Source organism: Paracoccus sp. SSJ (assembly GCF_030234105.1).
Taxonomy (GTDB): Bacteria; Pseudomonadota; Alphaproteobacteria; order Rhodobacterales; family Rhodobacteraceae; genus Paracoccus; species Paracoccus denitrificans.
Genome location: NZ_JASSPE010000018.1, coordinates 59,202 through 75,765, shown reverse-complemented (window position 1 = coordinate 75,765; position 16,564 = coordinate 59,202). Strand labels below are relative to the sequence as shown.

Annotated in this window: 13 protein-coding genes; 6 read left to right on the top strand and 7 right to left on the bottom strand. The window is 66.8% G+C overall.

The genetic code is table 11. The features are described 5' to 3' along the window. Positions 1-38: 38 nt before the first annotated feature. The 4 genes from QPR87_RS18115 to QPR87_RS18100 form a co-directional block, all read right to left on the bottom strand. Entirely contained in the window at positions 39-1,967 is a 1,929-nt protein-coding gene (locus tag QPR87_RS18115) for a TonB-dependent receptor plug domain-containing protein (protein WP_285050689.1), read from the bottom strand. A gap of 373 nt (positions 1,968-2,340) precedes the next feature. Next, positions 2,341-4,059: a methionine--tRNA ligase gene (gene metG / locus QPR87_RS18110; protein WP_285050688.1), complete on the bottom strand. Its 1,719-nt coding sequence runs from the start codon at positions 4,057-4,059 to the stop codon at positions 2,341-2,343. Between the two features lie 108 nt (positions 4,060-4,167). Further along, positions 4,168-4,611: an NUDIX hydrolase gene (locus QPR87_RS18105; protein ID WP_285050687.1), complete on the bottom strand. Its 444-nt coding sequence runs from the start codon at positions 4,609-4,611 to the stop codon at positions 4,168-4,170. Next, positions 4,612-5,217 (bottom strand): GcrA family cell cycle regulator, encoded by a 606-nt coding sequence (locus QPR87_RS18100; protein WP_011748331.1) that lies wholly within the window; start codon positions 5,215-5,217, stop codon positions 4,612-4,614. Between the two features lie 131 nt (positions 5,218-5,348). Between QPR87_RS18100 and QPR87_RS18095 the strand changes: the two genes are divergently transcribed. From QPR87_RS18095 to argF, 4 genes are all read left to right on the top strand, one after another. Beyond that, positions 5,349-6,170 (top strand): ABC transporter permease, encoded by an 822-nt coding sequence (locus QPR87_RS18095; RefSeq protein WP_011748330.1) that lies wholly within the window; start codon positions 5,349-5,351, stop codon positions 6,168-6,170. Positions 6,171-6,343: 173 nt separating this feature from the next. After that, positions 6,344-7,516, top strand: a complete 1,173-nt coding sequence (locus QPR87_RS18090; RefSeq protein ID WP_285050685.1) for an aspartate aminotransferase family protein — start codon at positions 6,344-6,346, stop codon at positions 7,514-7,516. Further along, complete coding sequence (locus tag QPR87_RS18085; RefSeq protein ID WP_285050684.1) at positions 7,509-7,985, top strand: GNAT family N-acetyltransferase; 477 nt, start codon at positions 7,509-7,511, stop codon at positions 7,983-7,985. Before QPR87_RS18090 ends, QPR87_RS18085 begins: the two co-directional genes overlap by 8 nt. A 97-nt stretch (positions 7,986-8,082) precedes the next feature. After that, positions 8,083-9,009: an ornithine carbamoyltransferase gene (gene argF, locus QPR87_RS18080; protein WP_011748327.1), complete on the top strand. Its 927-nt coding sequence runs from the start codon at positions 8,083-8,085 to the stop codon at positions 9,007-9,009. Positions 9,010-9,408: 399 nt separating this feature from the next. On the opposite strand, the gene QPR87_RS18075 is transcribed toward argF, so the two are convergent. Further along, positions 9,409-10,842, bottom strand: coding sequence for an HlyD family type I secretion periplasmic adaptor subunit (locus tag QPR87_RS18075; protein WP_285050683.1), 1,434 nt, complete (start codon positions 10,840-10,842; stop codon positions 9,409-9,411). After that, entirely contained in the window at positions 10,839-12,581 is a 1,743-nt protein-coding gene (locus tag QPR87_RS18070) for a type I secretion system permease/ATPase (protein ID WP_104493606.1), read from the bottom strand. The genes QPR87_RS18075 and QPR87_RS18070 overlap by 4 nt, the downstream gene beginning before the upstream one ends. Before the next feature lie 160 nt (positions 12,582-12,741). Here QPR87_RS18070 and QPR87_RS18065 point away from each other — a divergent pair, with 160 nt between their 5' ends. After that, complete coding sequence (locus QPR87_RS18065; RefSeq protein WP_285050682.1) at positions 12,742-13,467, top strand: MlaA family lipoprotein; 726 nt, start codon at positions 12,742-12,744, stop codon at positions 13,465-13,467. Continuing rightward, a complete protein-coding gene (locus QPR87_RS18060; protein ID WP_230999666.1) occupies positions 13,457-14,053 on the top strand; it encodes an MlaC/ttg2D family ABC transporter substrate-binding protein in 597 nt (198 codons plus the stop codon). The genes QPR87_RS18065 and QPR87_RS18060 overlap by 11 nt, the downstream gene beginning before the upstream one ends. Before the next feature lie 52 nt (positions 14,054-14,105). Here QPR87_RS18060 and QPR87_RS18055 read toward each other — a convergent pair whose 3' ends face one another. Further along, positions 14,106-16,436, bottom strand: a complete 2,331-nt coding sequence (locus tag QPR87_RS18055) for a transglycosylase domain-containing protein (protein WP_285050681.1) — start codon at positions 16,434-16,436, stop codon at positions 14,106-14,108. Positions 16,437-16,564: the final 128 nt, after the last annotated feature.

The window sequence follows — 16,564 nt, the reverse complement described above, 5'->3', positions numbered from 1 at the left end:
TTTCGGGGCGGCCCGGCACTTTTCGGCTGTTAACCGGATCAGAAGCGGGTGGTGATGCCCAGGGTGAACAGTCGCCCGTTCTCGCGATAAGAGACATCGGATTCCGGCTGGCCGTTGAACAGGTTGTCGATACCGACATTCAGCGTGGCCATATCGTTCAGGTCATAGGCGGCAGCGACATTGACCAGATAATAGGCCTTGCTGTTCTGGCCTGCCGGGACCGAGGCCTGTTCGCCCTCGCCGACCACGAGCCCGTCCTCGACCACATAGCCAGCCTGCTTGCCGACATAGGTCACCTCGCCCGAAAGGTTCAGCCGGTCGTTCGCCTGCCAGGCCAGACCCGTAGTGATGTTCCACTTCGGAGTCGTCGCCATCGGATAGGCGGTGTCGAAGTCGCCATACTTGAACTCGGACTTGGCGATATAGGTCCCCGAGGTGGTCCAGGTCAGGTCGTCGTTGATCTGGTGATCCAGCCCGAATTCGATGCCGGCGGTCTTGCCGTAATCGAAGTTGTCGCGCTGGAACAGGGCGGATTCCGTGGGCGTGGCCGGGCGGATCCTGCGGGCGCTGATCATGTCCTCGACATCGTTGTAGAAGGCGGTGACTTCCCAGCTGCTGTGCTCGCCCTGGTAGTTCAGGCCGATCTCGAAGTTGTCCGAGGTTTCGGGCTGAAGGTCGGGGTTGCCGATGATGGTGCAGGGGCCTTGGTAGGGTTTGCAGCCATTCCCGCGCGAGCCCATCTGGTAGTTCGGATTCAGGTTGCGCAGGTCGGGCGCGACGAAGGCCTGCGAATAACCGCCCTTCAGCATCAGCCCGTTGCCGAAGTCGTAATTGGCATAGATGCGCGGGGTAACATGTGTGCCGAAGCGTTCATGGTGGTCCACGCGAAGCCCGGTGGTCAGGCTCAATGCATTGGTCGCCTGCAGGCGGCCTTCGGCATAGATCGCGGCGGTATTGACCGAGCCTTCGATCAGCGCGCCCGAAGTGGTTTGGGGATCGCTCAGCTTTTCATGCGCGACCAGACCGCCGATGGTGTAGTCCAGTTGCCGGCCAGCCAGGTTCGTTTGCGAGGTATAGCGGCTCTCGAAGGTGGTCGTGTCATAGTCGATGGGGTCGTTCCAGACCTCATCCGTCGAGTTCCAGGTCTCGTTGCCCGATGTCTCGTAACGCAGATAGCTGGACAGATGGCCCTGACCCAATTGCCATTCGTTGGTCAGCCCGATGCTTTTCTTGGTGACCTCGTTGGTGTCATGCGCGCCGGCATCACTTAGATAGTTGTCGACCGAGGTCTGAGCTTCAGCGCCCCATTCCATTCCTTCTTGCGGTGTCCAGGTCAGCCGTGCGCCAAGCGTCTTCGTGCGGGTGCCGTTCGAAGCGTAAAGTGGGCTGAGTGAGCCGCCCTGGCCAGGGGAATAGGCATAAGGTTCTTCGGGTGCATCGATTTCGGCCAGCTTGCCCCAGGCCGAGAGGCTGAGGTTCTCACCAAGCGGACCTGAGACATAGCCGGAGATCGACCGGCTGTCGGCAGTGCTGTTTTCATCCGCGAAGCCGAAGTCGGTGGTCAGCGAGCCCGACCAGGTATCGGTCGCCTTCTTGGTGATGATGTTGATGACGCCGCCCATCGCGTCCGAACCGTAAAGGGTCGACATGGGGCCGCGCACGACCTCGATGCGCTCGATCGCATCCAGCGGCACGATTTGCAGGTCGCCCTGATAATGGCGCGCAAAGGTGTTGCGGCTGCTGACGCGCTTGCCGTCGATCAGTGTCAGCGTCCGGCTCGAGGACAGGCCGCGGAAGGACACCTGCGAGTTGCCGTCATTCCCGCGGGTCAGGTTGAGGCCCGGAACCGTGCGCAGCACGTCCTGAAGATGACGCGCGCCCTTGGCTTGAATATCGCTCTGATCGATTACGGTAATCGAGGCGGGCGCATCCTGAATCGAGGTGGCGATCGATGAAGCAGAGGTCACGATGACCACGGTATCCAGCTCGACGACTTCAGGTTCCGCCTGTGCCAGTGCAACCGCCGGGGCAGTGAGAGCCGTCAAACCGAGAAGAAGGCCGGCGAGCCGCCCGGACGAGGGCAAAGCCGCGCGAATGCTGCGGCTGTGGACCAGGCGGGCAGGGGGATGGGATGGAAAGGACGGCATCGTCACCTCTCGACAACAGGAACAGGTTTTTGCCTGGGCCGAGAGGGCGAGAGAGGGAGTGCCAAGACCTGGGTAGCTGCCGGCGATTAACCAGCCTCTCTTTCGCGGGACAAGGGATCATCCCGTTTGGGAAGGGTTCTGTGGCACGAATGCCACAGGATCGCGTCATTTTGCCGCAGGGCGTGGGTCGGGGTCAGCCGCGGATGCCCTTGAAGCGGTCCTGCCATTCGTCGCGGCTTTCGTCGCTGATCTTGGCGAAAAGCACCTCGGGCACGGTAAAGGCATGGCCGGCGGGCAGGGCCTCCAGCGCCGCGCGGACATCGTCGGGCCAGTCGCGGTTCTCGGTCTGCATCGCCGCCAGCATCGCATCCGCCGCGAAGGGGATGAAGGGCGCGGACAAAACCGCGTAAAGCCGGATCAGGTTCAGCCCCAGCCGGACCTGCATCGCCGCCTTGTCCGGGTCGGTCTTGAAGGTCGACCAGGGTGCTGCCGATTGCAGGTATTCGTTGCCAAGCACCCAGATCGCGCGCAACTCCGCCGCCGATTTGCGGACCTCGACATGATCCATGAAGCCTTCATAGGCGCGGATGCGGGTGGTCAGCGCCTGGATCAGCGCCTCTTCCTCGGGGCCGTAGCTGCCGCCCTGGGGGATCGTCTCGCCGAACTTGCTGCGGCAGAACTTGGTGATCCGGCTGACGAAGTTGCCCAGCACGTCCGCCAGGTCCTTGTTCACGGATTGCTGGAAATTGTCCCAGGTGAACTCGCTGTCGCCCGATTCGGGGGCGTGGGACAGAAGCCACCAGCGCCAGTAATCGGCGGGCAGGATCGACAGCGCCTGGTCCATGAACACGCCGCGTCCCTGGCTGGTCGAGAACTGGCCGCCGTCATAGGTCAGGTAATTGAAGCTCTTGATGTAGTCGACCAGCTTCCACGGCTCACCCGAGCCGATGATCGTCGCCGGGAAGGACAGCGTGTGGAAGGGCACGTTGTCCTTGCCCATGAACTGGGTATAGGTCACGTCCCCGGCGCCCTCGTCCAGGCGCCACCAGCGGCGCCAGGCGCTGTCGGGCTCGCCGCGCTTGTCGGCGCCCTCGGCGGTGGCGGCGATATATTCGATGGGCGCGTCGAACCAGACGTAGAAGACCTTGCCCTCCATCCCCGGCCAGGGCTTGTCGCCCTTTTTCACCGGGATGCCCCAGTCGAGGTCGCGGGTGATGCCGCGATCCTGCAAGCCGTCGCCGTCGTTCAGCCATTTCCTGGCGATCGACGTGGTCAGGATCGGCCAGTCGGTCTTGCTGTCGATCCAGGCGGCGATCCGGTCCTTCAGCGAGCGCTGGCGCAGGTAGAGGTGCTTGGTCGCCCGCACTTCCAGATTGGTCGAGCCGGAAATGGCCGAGCGCGGCTCGATCAGGTCGGTCGGGTCCAGCTGCTTGGTGCAGTTCTCGCACTGGTCGCCGCGCGCCTTGTCATAGCCGCAATTGGGACAGGTGCCCTCGATATAGCGGTCGGGCAGGAAGCGGCCGTCGTCGATGGAATAGACCTGCCGCTCCTCGACCTCGGCGATATAGCCGTTCTCGTCCAGCTTGCCGGCGAAATGCTGGGTCAGCACATGGTTGCGCTCGCTGGAGGAGCGGCCGAAATGATCGAAGGAAAGGCCGAAATTGCGCGCGATTTCTGCCTGGACCTCATGCATCTCGGCGCAATAGACGGCTATCGGCTTGCCGGCCTTGGCGGCGGCAAGCTCGGCGGGGGTGCCGTGTTCGTCCGTTGCGCAGATGAACATCACCTCATTGTCGCGACCCCGCAGATACCGGGCGTAAAGGTCCGCCGGAAGCTGCGAGCCGACAAGATTGCCGAGATGCTTGATCCCGTTGATATAGGGGATCGCCGAGGTGATGAGATGCCGCGCCATGTTCGGATCCTGTTGGGTTTCTTGCGCTTCTTTATCCAGCACGGGCGGCGAAGGCCAGCGGTTCGGGCGGTTTTCGCCGCGCCCCGGACGCGCCACCCGACCAGAGGATCAGCAGGTCGCCTCCCGGCAGGCCAGCGCCTTGCGGATGACATCGGGCACGCTGGCGCTGAGTGGCAGGCGTCCGGCCAGGATGTCCGCGACCGTAACCCAGCGCGCGTCCAGCGCATCGTCCGCCGCCACCGGCTCGCCCGCGACATGGTCGCACAGCACCGCCGCCAGCAGGAAATGAAAGCGCAGCGCGCCATCCGCGCCGCGCTCGATCACGTCGATATTGTCCAGATAGGCGCGTGGCCGGCCGACGACGCCGGTTTCCTCGGCCAGTTCGCGCGCTGCCGCGTCAAGCGCGGTCTCGCCCGGCTCGACATGGCCGCCGGGGAAACCCCAGAGCCCCGCATCGGGCGGGTTGCGGCGCTGCACCAGCAGCGCGCGGGCCGTGTCGCCTGCGCCGTCCAGCGTGACGGCCAGCGCCGCGAGCCGGGGAAAGCGGGGCACCTAGCGCCTGCGGTCCCGGCGCGAGCTCATCGGCTGGAAGGCCACGCCGACATGGGCCTCGCAATAGGGTTTGCCGGGCATCGAGGGCAGGCCGCAGAACCAGAACTTGTCGGTCGCCGGGTCGCCGATGGGCCATTTGCAGGTGCGCTCGGTCAGTTCCATCAGCGTCAGCTTGCGGGCGCGCTTCTCGACCTCGCGCACCGAGGCCAGCGCCTCGGGGCTGATCTCGTTGGCTGAAGGCTGCGGCGGCAGCGGCTGGCCGGCCGGCACGATGGGGCGGCGGTTGAAGCTTGCCGGCTGCGGTGCCGGCTCGGGCGCCGGTTCCGGCGCAGGGGCGGCCGCAGCGGCGGGCTTGGGCACGGGGGCGGGCGCCGGGGCGGGGACGGGCTTGGGCTCGGGTGCCGCCGCGGCGACGGCGGGTTTCGCGACGGGTTCGGGCGCGGGGTCCGCGCCGTCCTCGGTGCGATTCGACAGGCCCAGGCGGTGGACCTTGCCGATCACTGCGTTGCGGGTCACGCCGCCCAGCTCCTTGGCGATCTGGCTGGCCGACTGGCCTTCGGCCCACATGCGTTTCAACGTCTCGACGCGCTCGTCGGTCCAGGACATGGTTTGCCTTTCCTGCACCGGGATGCGTCCCGGCGCTCTTCGTGCTAGTGGCTTCAATTCCGCAAGACCCGGCCTTAAATCCGGGGATAGCCAGATTTACCCATCCGAGCCCGCAAATTCAAGGAGCCCCGATGCAGCCGATCCAGTCCCGCCCCGGATTTCGCCAGATGGGGGTGCGCCGCTTTGGCCGGGTGAACTGGCTGGGCCTTTATACGCTCAGCCGTCGCGAGATCATGCGCTTCATGAGCGTGTGGCAGCAGACCATCTTTGCGCCGCTGATGACCTCGGCGCTGTTCGTGATCGTCTTTGCGCTTGCGCTGGGGCAAAACCGGGGCGAGGTGATGGGCCTGCCCTACCTGGCCTTTCTCGGCCCGGGCATCCTGATGATGACGGTGATCCAGAACGCTTTCGCCAACACCTCCTCCAGCATCATCTCGGCCAAGATGCAGGGCAACATCGTCGATACGCTGATGCCGCCGCTTTCGGCGGGCGAGATCCTGGCCGGCTATCTGATCGGCGCGGTGACCCGCGCGCTGATCGTCGGCGCCGCCATAGCCGCCGGCATGGCGCTGGTCATCGGGCAGGGGGTGGCGCATCCGCTCTGGGCGCTGACATTCATCGTGCTGGGCGCCTTGCTGATGGGCGGGCTGGGGCTGCTGGCCGCGATCGTGGCGCAGAAATTCGACCAGATGGCGGTCATCACCAATTTCATCGTGACGCCGCTGTCCTTCCTGTCGGGCACCTTCTATTCGGTCGAGGCGCTGCCCGAGCCGTTCCGGGTGCTGGCGCATTGGAACCCGATCTTCTACCTGATCGACGGTGCGCGCTACGGCATCGCCGGCGTCTCGGATGCGCCGGTGCTGCGCGGGCTGGCGGTCTGCGCGCTGACGGTGGCGCTGGTGCTGTTCACGGCATGGCGCTGGCTGGCCTCGGGCTATCGCATGAAGCCATGAAAACCCCGTTGCACGGCGCACGCTTCCGCGCTATGCGACGGGGCATGATCGTTCGGACCGCCCATATCGCCCGTCCCCGACGTTGACGCCTTCAACGTCCGATCCCGCCTGCCTTACCGCCTTTCCGTCAGCCATGGTGCCGCCAAGCGGCCGTTCCCAGAGAGGGTAACTCCATGATTTCGCACGTCCTGCCGACCTATAACCGCGCTCCCATCGCCTTTGAGCGGGGCGAGGGCACCTGGGCCATCGCGACGGACGGGACGCGATACCTGGACCTGGGCGCCGGCATTGCCGTGAACGCGCTGGGTCACGCCAACCCCGAGCTGGTCGCCACCCTGACCGAGCAGGCGAACCGGATCTGGCATGTCTCGAACCTCTACCAGATCCCCGAGCAGGAGAGGCTGGCGGACCTGCTGGTCGAGCATACTTTCGCCGATACCGCCTTCATCACCAATTCCGGCACCGAGGCCGCGGAGCTGGCGATCAAGATGGTGCGCAAATACTGGCACGACGCGGGCGATCCCGACCGCTACGAGATCCTGACCTTCGAGGGCGCCTTCCACGGCCGCTCGACCGGCGCCATCGCGGCGGCGGGTTCGGAAAAGATGGTCAAGGGCTTCGGTCCGCTGATGCCGGGCTTCCGCCAGCTGCCCTGGGGCGACATGGAGGCGCTGAAGGCCGCGATTTCGGACCGCACTGCCGCCGTCATGCTGGAGCCCGTGCAGGGCGAGGGCGGCATCCGCCCGCTGTCCGACGCCGACCTGGCAGCGATCCGCCAGCTTTGCGACCAGACCGGCGCGCTGCTGGTGCTGGACGAGGTGCAGTCGGGCATGGGCCGCACCGGCAAGCTGTTCGCGCATGAATATGCCGGCATCACCCCCGACATCATGATGATCGCCAAGGGCATCGGCGGCGGCTTCCCGCTGGGCGCGGTGCTGGCGACGGAAAGGGCGGCCGCCGGCATGGCCGCCGGCACGCATGGCTCGACCTATGGCGGCAATCCGCTGGCCTGCGCGGTCGGCGCCAAGGTGATGCAGATCGTCGCGGCGCCCGAGTTCCTGGCCGAGGTGAACCGCAAGGCCGCGCTGTTCCGGCAGAAGCTGGAGGGGCTGGTGGCCGCGCATCCCGATGTCTTCGACTACGTGCGCGGACAGGGGTTGATGCTGGGCCTGAAATGCAAGGTCGCGCCGGGCGAACTGGTCAAGGCTGGCTACGACGAGCATATCCTGACCGTGGCCGCGGCGGACGACACGCTGCGCCTGCTGCCGCCGCTCACCATCTCGGATGAGGAGATCGCCGAGGCGGTCGTCCGGCTGGACCGGGCGGCCGGAAGGATCGATGGATAGGTTCGGCTTCCGGTCGGTCACGCGCGCCGATCTGCCCATGCTGGCGGATTGGCTGCGCCAGCCCGAGGTCTCACGCTGGTGGCGCGGGGCCGAGAAGGAGCTGGCCGGGATCGAGGAGGACCTGGACGAGCCGGCCATGCGGCAATGGCTGGCGCTGATGGACGGCGCGCCCATCGCCTATGCGCAATTCTATCCGGCGCATCACTGGGGCGCGCCGCATTTTGCCGACCTGCCGGCCGAGGCGCTGGCGATCGACTGCTTTTCCGGGCCCGGCGGCTTCGACCATGGCGGGCTTTGGCTGCGCGCCCTGGCCGACACGCTGCTGGCAGAGGCGCCGATCTTGGTCATCGACCCCGAGCCCGACAACCTGCGCGCCATTCGCGCCTATGAAAAGGCCGGTTTTCGGGGTGAGGAGTTGCGTCCCTCCGAGGACGGAACCCTGGCGCGCGTCATGACGCGGCACCGATGAGGGGATGTCGAATTCCGCGGCGACGCGGGGCCTTTGGCCTTGACCTCCCTTCGGCAAAGCGGCTTGCTTGCCAGATCAATCCGAAAGACAGTGACAAATGAACAGTTTCCTCGACATCCACAACACCGACCGGTCCGATCTGCGCGGCATGATCGATTCCGCACGCCGGATGAAGGATGCGCGCAGCGGCCAGCCCAAGGGCACGCCCGACGCCGACCTGCCGCTCAAGAACCGCATGGTGGCGCTGATCTTCGAAAAGCCCTCGACCCGGACCCGCGTCAGCTTCGATCTGGGCGTGCGGCAGATGGGCGGGCAAACCATGGTGCTGTCGGGCAAGGAGATGCAACTGGGCCATGGCGAGACCATCGCCGATACCGCCCGGGTGCTGTCGCGCTATGTCGACCTGATCATGATCCGCACCTTCGAAGAGGCGACGCTGCTGGAAATGGCGGAATATGCGAGCGTTCCGGTCATCAATGGGCTGACGAACCGCACCCATCCCTGTCAGGTCATGGCCGACGTGATGACCTTCGAGGAGCATCGCGGCCCCATCGCCGGCAAGAAGGTGGTCTGGTCGGGCGATGGCAACAATGTCTGCTGCTCGATGATCCATGCGGCCGGGCAATTCGGCTATGACTTCACCTTTACCGGCCCGCCGACGCTGGACCCCGAGCGCGAGGCGCTGGATTTCGCCCGCGCCCAGGGCGTGCAGGCGGTGATCGAGCGCGATCCGGCGAAGGCGGTCGAGGGCGCCGACTTGGTGGTGACCGATACCTGGGTCTCGATGCACGACCCGCAGTCTGCGCGCGAGCGGCGGCACAACCAGCTGCGCCCTTATCAGGTGAACGAGGCGCTGATGGCCCATGCCAAGCCCGATGCGCTGTTCATGCATTGCCTGCCCGCGCATCGCGACGACGAGGCGACCAGCGCGGTGATGGACGGTCCGAACTCGGTCATCTTCGACGAGGCCGAGAACCGGCTGCATGCGCAAAAGGCCATCATGCGCTGGTGCCTTGGCCTTTAGCAGGCTGCTGAAAAAGTCGTGCGACAGGACAACGCGGACGGGGAACCGGGAAATCCGCCTCAAATCGACCCAAAACGGCTCATTTTTCAGGCCGATCTTCGCTGGATCTAGAACGATTTCCGCCGCGCCGTCCTCTCAAAATCCTTTTTCAGCAGCCTGTTAGAGCGGCGCGATCGGCCCGGGTTCAGGCGGCAAGGGCGCCCTTGTTCGTGCGGCTGCTTGCCCGTGACCATGCCGGGGGATGCACGGTTGGCCGCACCCGGATCACGCCGCCCGATTTGGCATGCGCCAGGATCATGCGCGGTTCGTTCCCTGCCGCCGACGTTGCGTCGGTTCCCGGCAGGGGGAACGCCGCGCCGCATCCTGCAATTCCGGCGTGGCCGCACCCGTCCCGCCCTCTCAATCCTCGCGGAAGGCGCGGGTGAAATAATCCGAGAGCGGCTTGACCAGATAGGCCATCGGGCTGCGCTGGCCGGTCTGGACATAGACTTCGACCGGCATGCCGGGCACCAGGTCCAACCCCTTGAGCTTTTCGACCTCGGTGGGAGGAATCGTCACCTCGGCCCGATAATAGGGTGCATGCGTGGCCTGGTCGATCAGCGTATCGGGCGAGACGCGGCTGAGCACCCCGTCGATTTCCGGCGTGGTGCGCGACGAGAAGGACGAGAAGCGCAGCACCACCTCCTGCCCGGGGTGAACCTCGTCGATATTGATGGTGGCGATGCGGGCGGCGACCACCAGCGGCCGGTCCTGGGGGATGATGAACATGATCGGATCGGCCGGGCGAATCACCGAGCGCGGCGTGGTGATCTGCAATTCCTGGACCACGCCCGAGACCGGGGCGCGGATTTCGAGCCGGGTGATGCGTTCGATCAGTGAACGGCGGCGCTCGGCCAGCTCCAGCTCGCGATAGCCCAGTTCGCGCAGCTCGGTTTCGGCGGCTTCGCGGCGGGTCGCGGTCTTTTCCAGCCGCGACAGGTCGATTTCGGCCAGTTGCGTCACGGCGCGGGCGCGGGATGCCGTCGCCTCGCCCAGAAGTCCGTCGAGCCGCGCCGCCTCGCGCTCCAGCGCCAGCACGCGCGGCGCCTGGGCCAGCCCCTTTTCCAGAAGCGACCGCTGGTCGCGCAGCTCCTGCGAGATGAACTCGCGCTGCTGCTCCAGCGCCCGCGCCTGCGCATCGACGCCGCCGATCTGGGATTGCACCTGTTCGGCCTGCTTGGCCAACTGGCCGAGCGATTGTTCGAGCGTGTCGAGCCGGGCCAGGAACAGGCTGGACTGGCCGTCCACCAGCGCCTGAAGCTCGGGGCGGCTTGAGGCAGCCTTGATCAGTTCCTGCGGGAAGGCGATTTCCTTGCCGTCGGCGCGCTCGGCCTCGAGCCTGCCGCGGCGGGCGAGGATCTCGAAATACTGCCCCTCGACGATGGCGAGTTCCGTGTTCAGAAGCGCGCCGTCCAGCCGGATCAGCGGCTGGCCCGCCGTCACGCTTTCGCCGTCATGAATCAGGATCTCGGCCACGACCCCGCCATCGGGATGCTGCACGACCTGGCGGCGCTGCTCGACCTCGACCTGGCCGGAGGCGACGACGGCGCCCGAGATGCGCGCGGTCAGCGACCAGAGCCCGAAGCCGCCGATCAGAACCAGCATCGCCACGAGCCCCAGGATGACCGGACCGCGCGCCGACCATTCGGGGCGCTGAGGCGAAGGTGCGGGTTGTGCCGTGGTGGACTGGACCGGCTGGGGGTGGAAATGCGGCGGGTGCCCGGCGGGCTTGCCGGCCGGCTGGGCGGGCATTCTTTCGACCGGCGCGCGGCCAAGCTGGTTGGGATCGGTCATGTCACGCCTCCGCCATGGCCCTGGGCGCGGGTAATCTGGTCGGCGTTCCTGACCAGCGATTTCAGCACCTCGTCGCGCGGGCCGAAGGCGCGGCGCAGGCCCTGGTCCAGCACCAGCAGCAATTCGCATTCGGTGATCGCCGCGGGACGATGGGCCATGATGATGACCGCGCCGCCGCGCGCCTTGATGGTGCGGATCGCCACGTTCAGGGCCGTCGATCCCTCGTTGTCCAGGTTCGAATTCGGTTCGTCCAGGACGAAGATCACCGGATCGGCGTAAAGCGCGCGGGCCAGGCCGATACGCTGGATCTGTCCGCCGGAAAGCTGTCCGCCGGTCTGGCTGACGCGGGTGTCGTAGCCCTGCGGCAGGTCCAGGATCATGCGATGCGCGGCAGCCGCCATGGCCGCGGCGACGACGCGCTGCGGATCGGGCTCGGGGGCGAGGCGGGCGATATTCTCGGCGATGGTGCCGTCGAACAGCGTCACCTGCTGCGGCAGATAGCCGATCAGCCCTCCCAGCGCATCCGGGTCGTATTGGTCCAGCGTCGCGCCGCCCAGCCGGATCGAGCCCGAGGCCACGGGCCATGCCGCGATCAGCGCCCGCGCCAGCGTGGTCTTGCCGGCGCCCGAAGGCCCGATCACCCCCAGCGCCTGCCCGGGGCCAAGGTCGAAGCTGACGCCGCGCAGCACCGCCGCCCCCTGGCCGGGGGGCACGACGGTCAGGTTGCGGACTTCAAGCTGGGCCTCGGGCCGGGGCAGGGGCGTGCGCTGCGCCAGCGGCGGGCGGCGCGAGAGCAGTTCGACCAGCCGCTTCCAGCCGTCCTGGGCGCGCTGGACGATGGACCAGCCGCCCACCACCTGCTCGACCGGGGCCAGAGCCCGGCCCATCAGGATCGAAGAGGCGATCATGGCGCCCGGCGTCACCTCCTGGCGCAGCACCAGCCAGGCGCCGGCGGCCAGCAGCGCGCTTTGCAGAAACAGCCGGAAGGTGCGGGAGAATACGGTAAAGCCGGTGGAGCGGTCGTTGGCGCGCATCGTCGCCGCCGTCGCGGCATCGCGCGTCGCCTGCCAGCGCCGGAAGGCCGCCGCCCGCATGCCGAGCGAGCCGATCAATTCGCCTTCGTCGCGATAGAGGTCGGACATGCGCTCGGCCGACTGGCCGGCGATGGCGGCCTGTTGCAGCATGTCGCGGCTGAGCCATTGGTTCATGAGCGTCGCCACGACCAGGACCGCCATGCCCGCCGTCGCCACCGCGCCCAGAATCGGGTGGAAGATGAAGACCGCTGCCAGGAAGAATGGCGCCCAGGGCAGGTCGAACAGCGCCATCAGCACCGGCGAGGCGATCAGCCGCTGCACCGCCTCGAGGTCGCGCATGCCGCCGCGCACCACGAGGTCCGAGCCGGCGGCCTGGCCGTCCTGCAGCGCGGCGGTAAAGACGCGCCCCTCCATCCGTTCCTGGAAGCGGGCGGCGATGCGGGCCATGACGCGGTTGCGCGCCAGGTCGATCACCCCCATCAGCGCGAACAGGAAGACGACCAGCAGGAACAGGGCCGTCAGCGTCTCGACCGAGCGGCTGGCCAGCACGCGGTCATAGACCTGCATCATGAAGAGCGGCCCGGTCAGCATCAGCAGGTTCACCGCGAACGAAAACAGGCCGACCATGGCATAAAGCTGCCAGGCCATGCCTCGCGCGGATTTCAGCTCGCGTCGGCCGTCATGTCGCATCGGCGGCAAGGCCATGCCGGTTCCTTCCTCGTCAACCTGACCGGGCTTGCCCGGAATCGTCCCAGCGCATATCCCAAAGCGCGGTCGTGAAACAGTCCGCTCGCCATCCCGCCCCTTCGCCGGGGCGAATCGCCGCCGGTTCGACAAGTCCTAGCTACAGAAGGTTATCAAAAGCTTGCCTGCGCGGAACTTTCCCATTCTTCTTGTCGCGGCCGCGATGCTGGCGGCCTGTTCGGCGGATCGCGGCGACGACGGCATCAACGATCCCTATGAGCCGATGAATCGCAAGGTCCACGCCTTCAATCGCGGGCTTGATGCGCGCGTGGTCAAGCCGTTGGGCTCGGGCATGTCGGGCGGGAACGGCGTCGGCAGCCATGCCGTCGGTGCGGTCGGCAATTTCGGCTCGAACCTGGCGCAGCCGGGCAAGGTGGTGAACCACCTGCTGCAGGGCAAGCCGGGGCCGGCCGCGCGCAGCACCCTGCGCTTTCTGGTCAATACGACGCTGGGTCTCGCGGGTTTCCTGGACCCGGCCGGCAGCGATTTCGCCCTGCCCGAGGAGGATACGGATTTCGGCCAGACGCTTGCCACCTGGGGGGTAGGTGAGGGGCCCTATCTGGAACTGCCGCTGATCGGCCCCTCGACCCAGCGCGATGCGGTGGGCCGTGTCGTCGATCTGGTCATCGATCCGATGCGCGGCTGGCTGAACCGCGACCAATATCTGATCGGCATGGGCGCGCGCGTCGCCTCAAAAGCCGGTGAGCGGGGCCGTTTCGGCGATTCCGTCGATTCCATCCTGCACGAAAGCGCCGATAGTTATGCCCAGACGCGGCTGATCTGGCTGCAGCATCGCCGCCATGAACTGGGCGAGGAAGGAGAACACATTGACCCTTATGCCGAATGACACCCGCCGCGGGTTCCTGGCCCTGATCGGTGCGGGGCTGGCGGTCGCCGCCCGGCCTGCCTGGGCGCTGGATACCGGCGAGGCGCGGTCGCTGATCGAACAATCCCTGGCCGAGGTCTATGCCGTGATTAATTCCGGCCAGCCCGCGCCGCAGATGTATCGCGCCTTCGAGGCGATCTTCGCGCGCTATGCGGATGTGGAGATCATCGCCCGCTCGGCGCTGGGGCCGGCTGCGCGCCAGGCCGGTGCGGCCGAGTTCGCCGCCTATCGCCAGGCGTTCCAGGGCTATATCGGCCGCAAATACGGCAAGCGCTTCCGTGAATTCATCGGCTCGAAGATCGAGGTGACGGGCGCAAAGCCGGTGAAATCCTTCTTTGCCGTGACCTCGGTCGCCTATCTCAAGGGGCGCAGCCCGATGGAGGTCGAGTGGCATGTCTCGGACAAGTCCGGGGAAAGCCGCTATTTCAACATCATCATCGAGGGGGTGAACATGCTCGCGTCGGAGCGCGCCGAGATCGGGGCGATGCTTTCGCGGCGCAAGGGTGATCTGGCGGCGCTGACGGCGGATCTGCAACAGGCGGGCTGAAGGACACACCCCGCGTCAAAGGAAAGGCCGGCCCCGCGGGACCGGCCTTGTTCTATTGCTGATAGACCCCTTCGATGCCTCGCAACGCTTGGGTCAGCGCATCGTCGGCGTCGGGCGGCGGCATCTCGGCCTCGGGCCCGCTGGTCACGGTCTCGGCCGGGAAGGCGGGCGGGCCGCCGGGCGTCTGCACGCCTGGATCGGGCAGGGACTGCCCCTCGGTGGGCGCGGGCTGTGCCTGGCCCTGGCCCTGCGGCGAGGGTTGGCCGAGCGCCTCGGAAAGCGCGGCGGCCAGCGGATCGGCCGCGCCATCGCCGCCGGTGCTGACCACCTGCGGCACGGCGCTGTCGGGGTCGAAGGCGAAATTGCCCAGCGTCTCGACCGGCAGGCCGTCGTGGATCTCGGCCATCACGGCCTGCCAGATCTCGGCCGGCAGCCCGCCGCCGGTCACGCCCTTGAGCGGCGTGTTGTCGTCGTAGCCCATCCAGACGCCGGTGACGTATTGCCCGGTGAAACCGATGAACCAGGCGTCGCGATAGCTGGAGGTGGTGCCGGTCTTGCCCGCCGCCGGACGACCCGACAGTTTCGCGCGGGTGCCGGTGCCGCGCTCGATCACCTGCTGCATCATGCCGATCAACTCTCCGGCCGCCTTTTGCGAGATCACGCGCTGGCCCATGCCGCCCGCCTGGCCGATCAGCGCCTGATCGTCGCCCTTGATGCGCAATTCGACCAGACCGTAGGGGCTGACGGCGGTGCCGCCGTTGCGGATGCCGGCATAGGCGCCGGTCATGGCCAGCAGCGTCGATTCCGACACGCCCAGCCCCAGCGAGGGGCCGCTGGCCAGGTCGCTGGCAAAGCCGAAATCCTGCGCCACGCGGCGCACCGCGTCGCGGCCGGCGATCTCTTGCAGGCGGATCGTCGCGGTGTTCAGCGATTGCGACAGCGCGCGGGTCAGCGTCACCTCGCCCGAATAGCGGCGGGTGTAGTTCTGCGGCGACCACGGCCCCGAGCCGCGCACGTTGATGGTCAGCGGCGCGTCCAGCACCGTGTCGTTCGGGCTGTAGCCCTGGTCCAGCGCGGCGGCATAGACGAAGGGCTTGAAGCTGGAGCCGGTCTGCCGCTTGGCCTGGGTGGCGCGGTTGAAGGTGCCGGTCGCGGTATTGTCGCGCCCGCCGATCATCGCCCGCACCGCGCCGTCCGGCGACATCACCACCACCGCTGCCTGCGCCTTGGAGCCGGGCGCGACCTTCTCGTCGAAGATGCGCTTCAGCGCCCGTTCGGCGGCGCGCTGCACGCGCTGGTCGAACGTGGTGGTGATGGTGACATCCTCGGTCGTCTCGCTGGTCAGGAAGCCGGGGCCGGATTCCATCACCCAATCGGCGAAATAGCCGCCCGCCCGTGCCGCTGCCGCCCTGGACAGCGCCGCCGGCTGCGTCTTGGCCTCGGCGAATTGCTTGTCGTCCAGATAGCCCTGCTCATGCATCAGCCCCAGGATCACCGTGGCCCGGTCCTGCGCGCGCTGCAGGTTCGAGGTCGGCGCGAAATAGCTGGGCGCCTTGAGCAGGCCGGCCAGCATCGCGGCCTCGGCGGCGTTCACATCGGCCGCCGACTTGTCGAAATAGCGCTGCGCCGCCGCCTCGAAGCCGCGCGCGCCCGCACCCAGATAGGAGCGGTTCATATAGATGTTCAGGATGTCCTGCTTGGAGTATTTCGCCTCCATCGCCAGCGCATAGGGCACTTCCTTGACCTTGCGCCAGATCGAGGACTTGCGGCATTCCGCCTCGAAATCGGCCTCGGATTTCCAGCGGATCGGGTCGAAGGTCTCGCCCAGGCACAGGAGCTTGGCCACCTGCTGGGTGATGGTCGAGCCGCCGTTGCCCTCCAGCGGGCCGCGGCCGGCTGCCATGTTGATCTTGACGGCGCTGGCGATGCCGCGCGGGTCCACGCCCAGGTGGCGATAGAAGCGCTTGTCCTCGGTCGCGACCACCGCATCCTTTAGCACCGGCGCGATCTTGTCGGCGCTGACCATGCCGAAAGTTTCGCCGCGCCAGGCGAAAACCCGGCCCTCGGCGTCCAGCATGGTGACCGAACCGCGGGCACGGCCGTCGAAAAGCGCCGAAGGTTCGGGCAGCGTCGTGTAGTAATAGAAGCTGGCGGCAAAGAGAATCAGCGCCACCGTCAGCCCCAGCCGCCAGACCGAACCCCAGATCACCCGCCAGACCAGCGAGACGAATCCCGCGATTCCCCGGGTCACGACATTGCCGCGCCGCGGTCGCCGGGGCGGCTTGCCGGGCGCTCCGCCGGATTGTTTCTGCCTTTTCTGAGGGGCTTGGTCGAAATTGCGCTTGTCCGCGACAATGCGGCCCGTGCCGGTCGGTTTCTTCATGCCTGCTTTCCTGCCCGGCCGATTGCTCCGGCCCGTTGGCGCGCAACATACAGCAAACCCCGGGGCTTGAGAACACAGATGACCTATCAGTGAACTGCCGCGACATGGCGCAAAGCCCGGCATCGCTG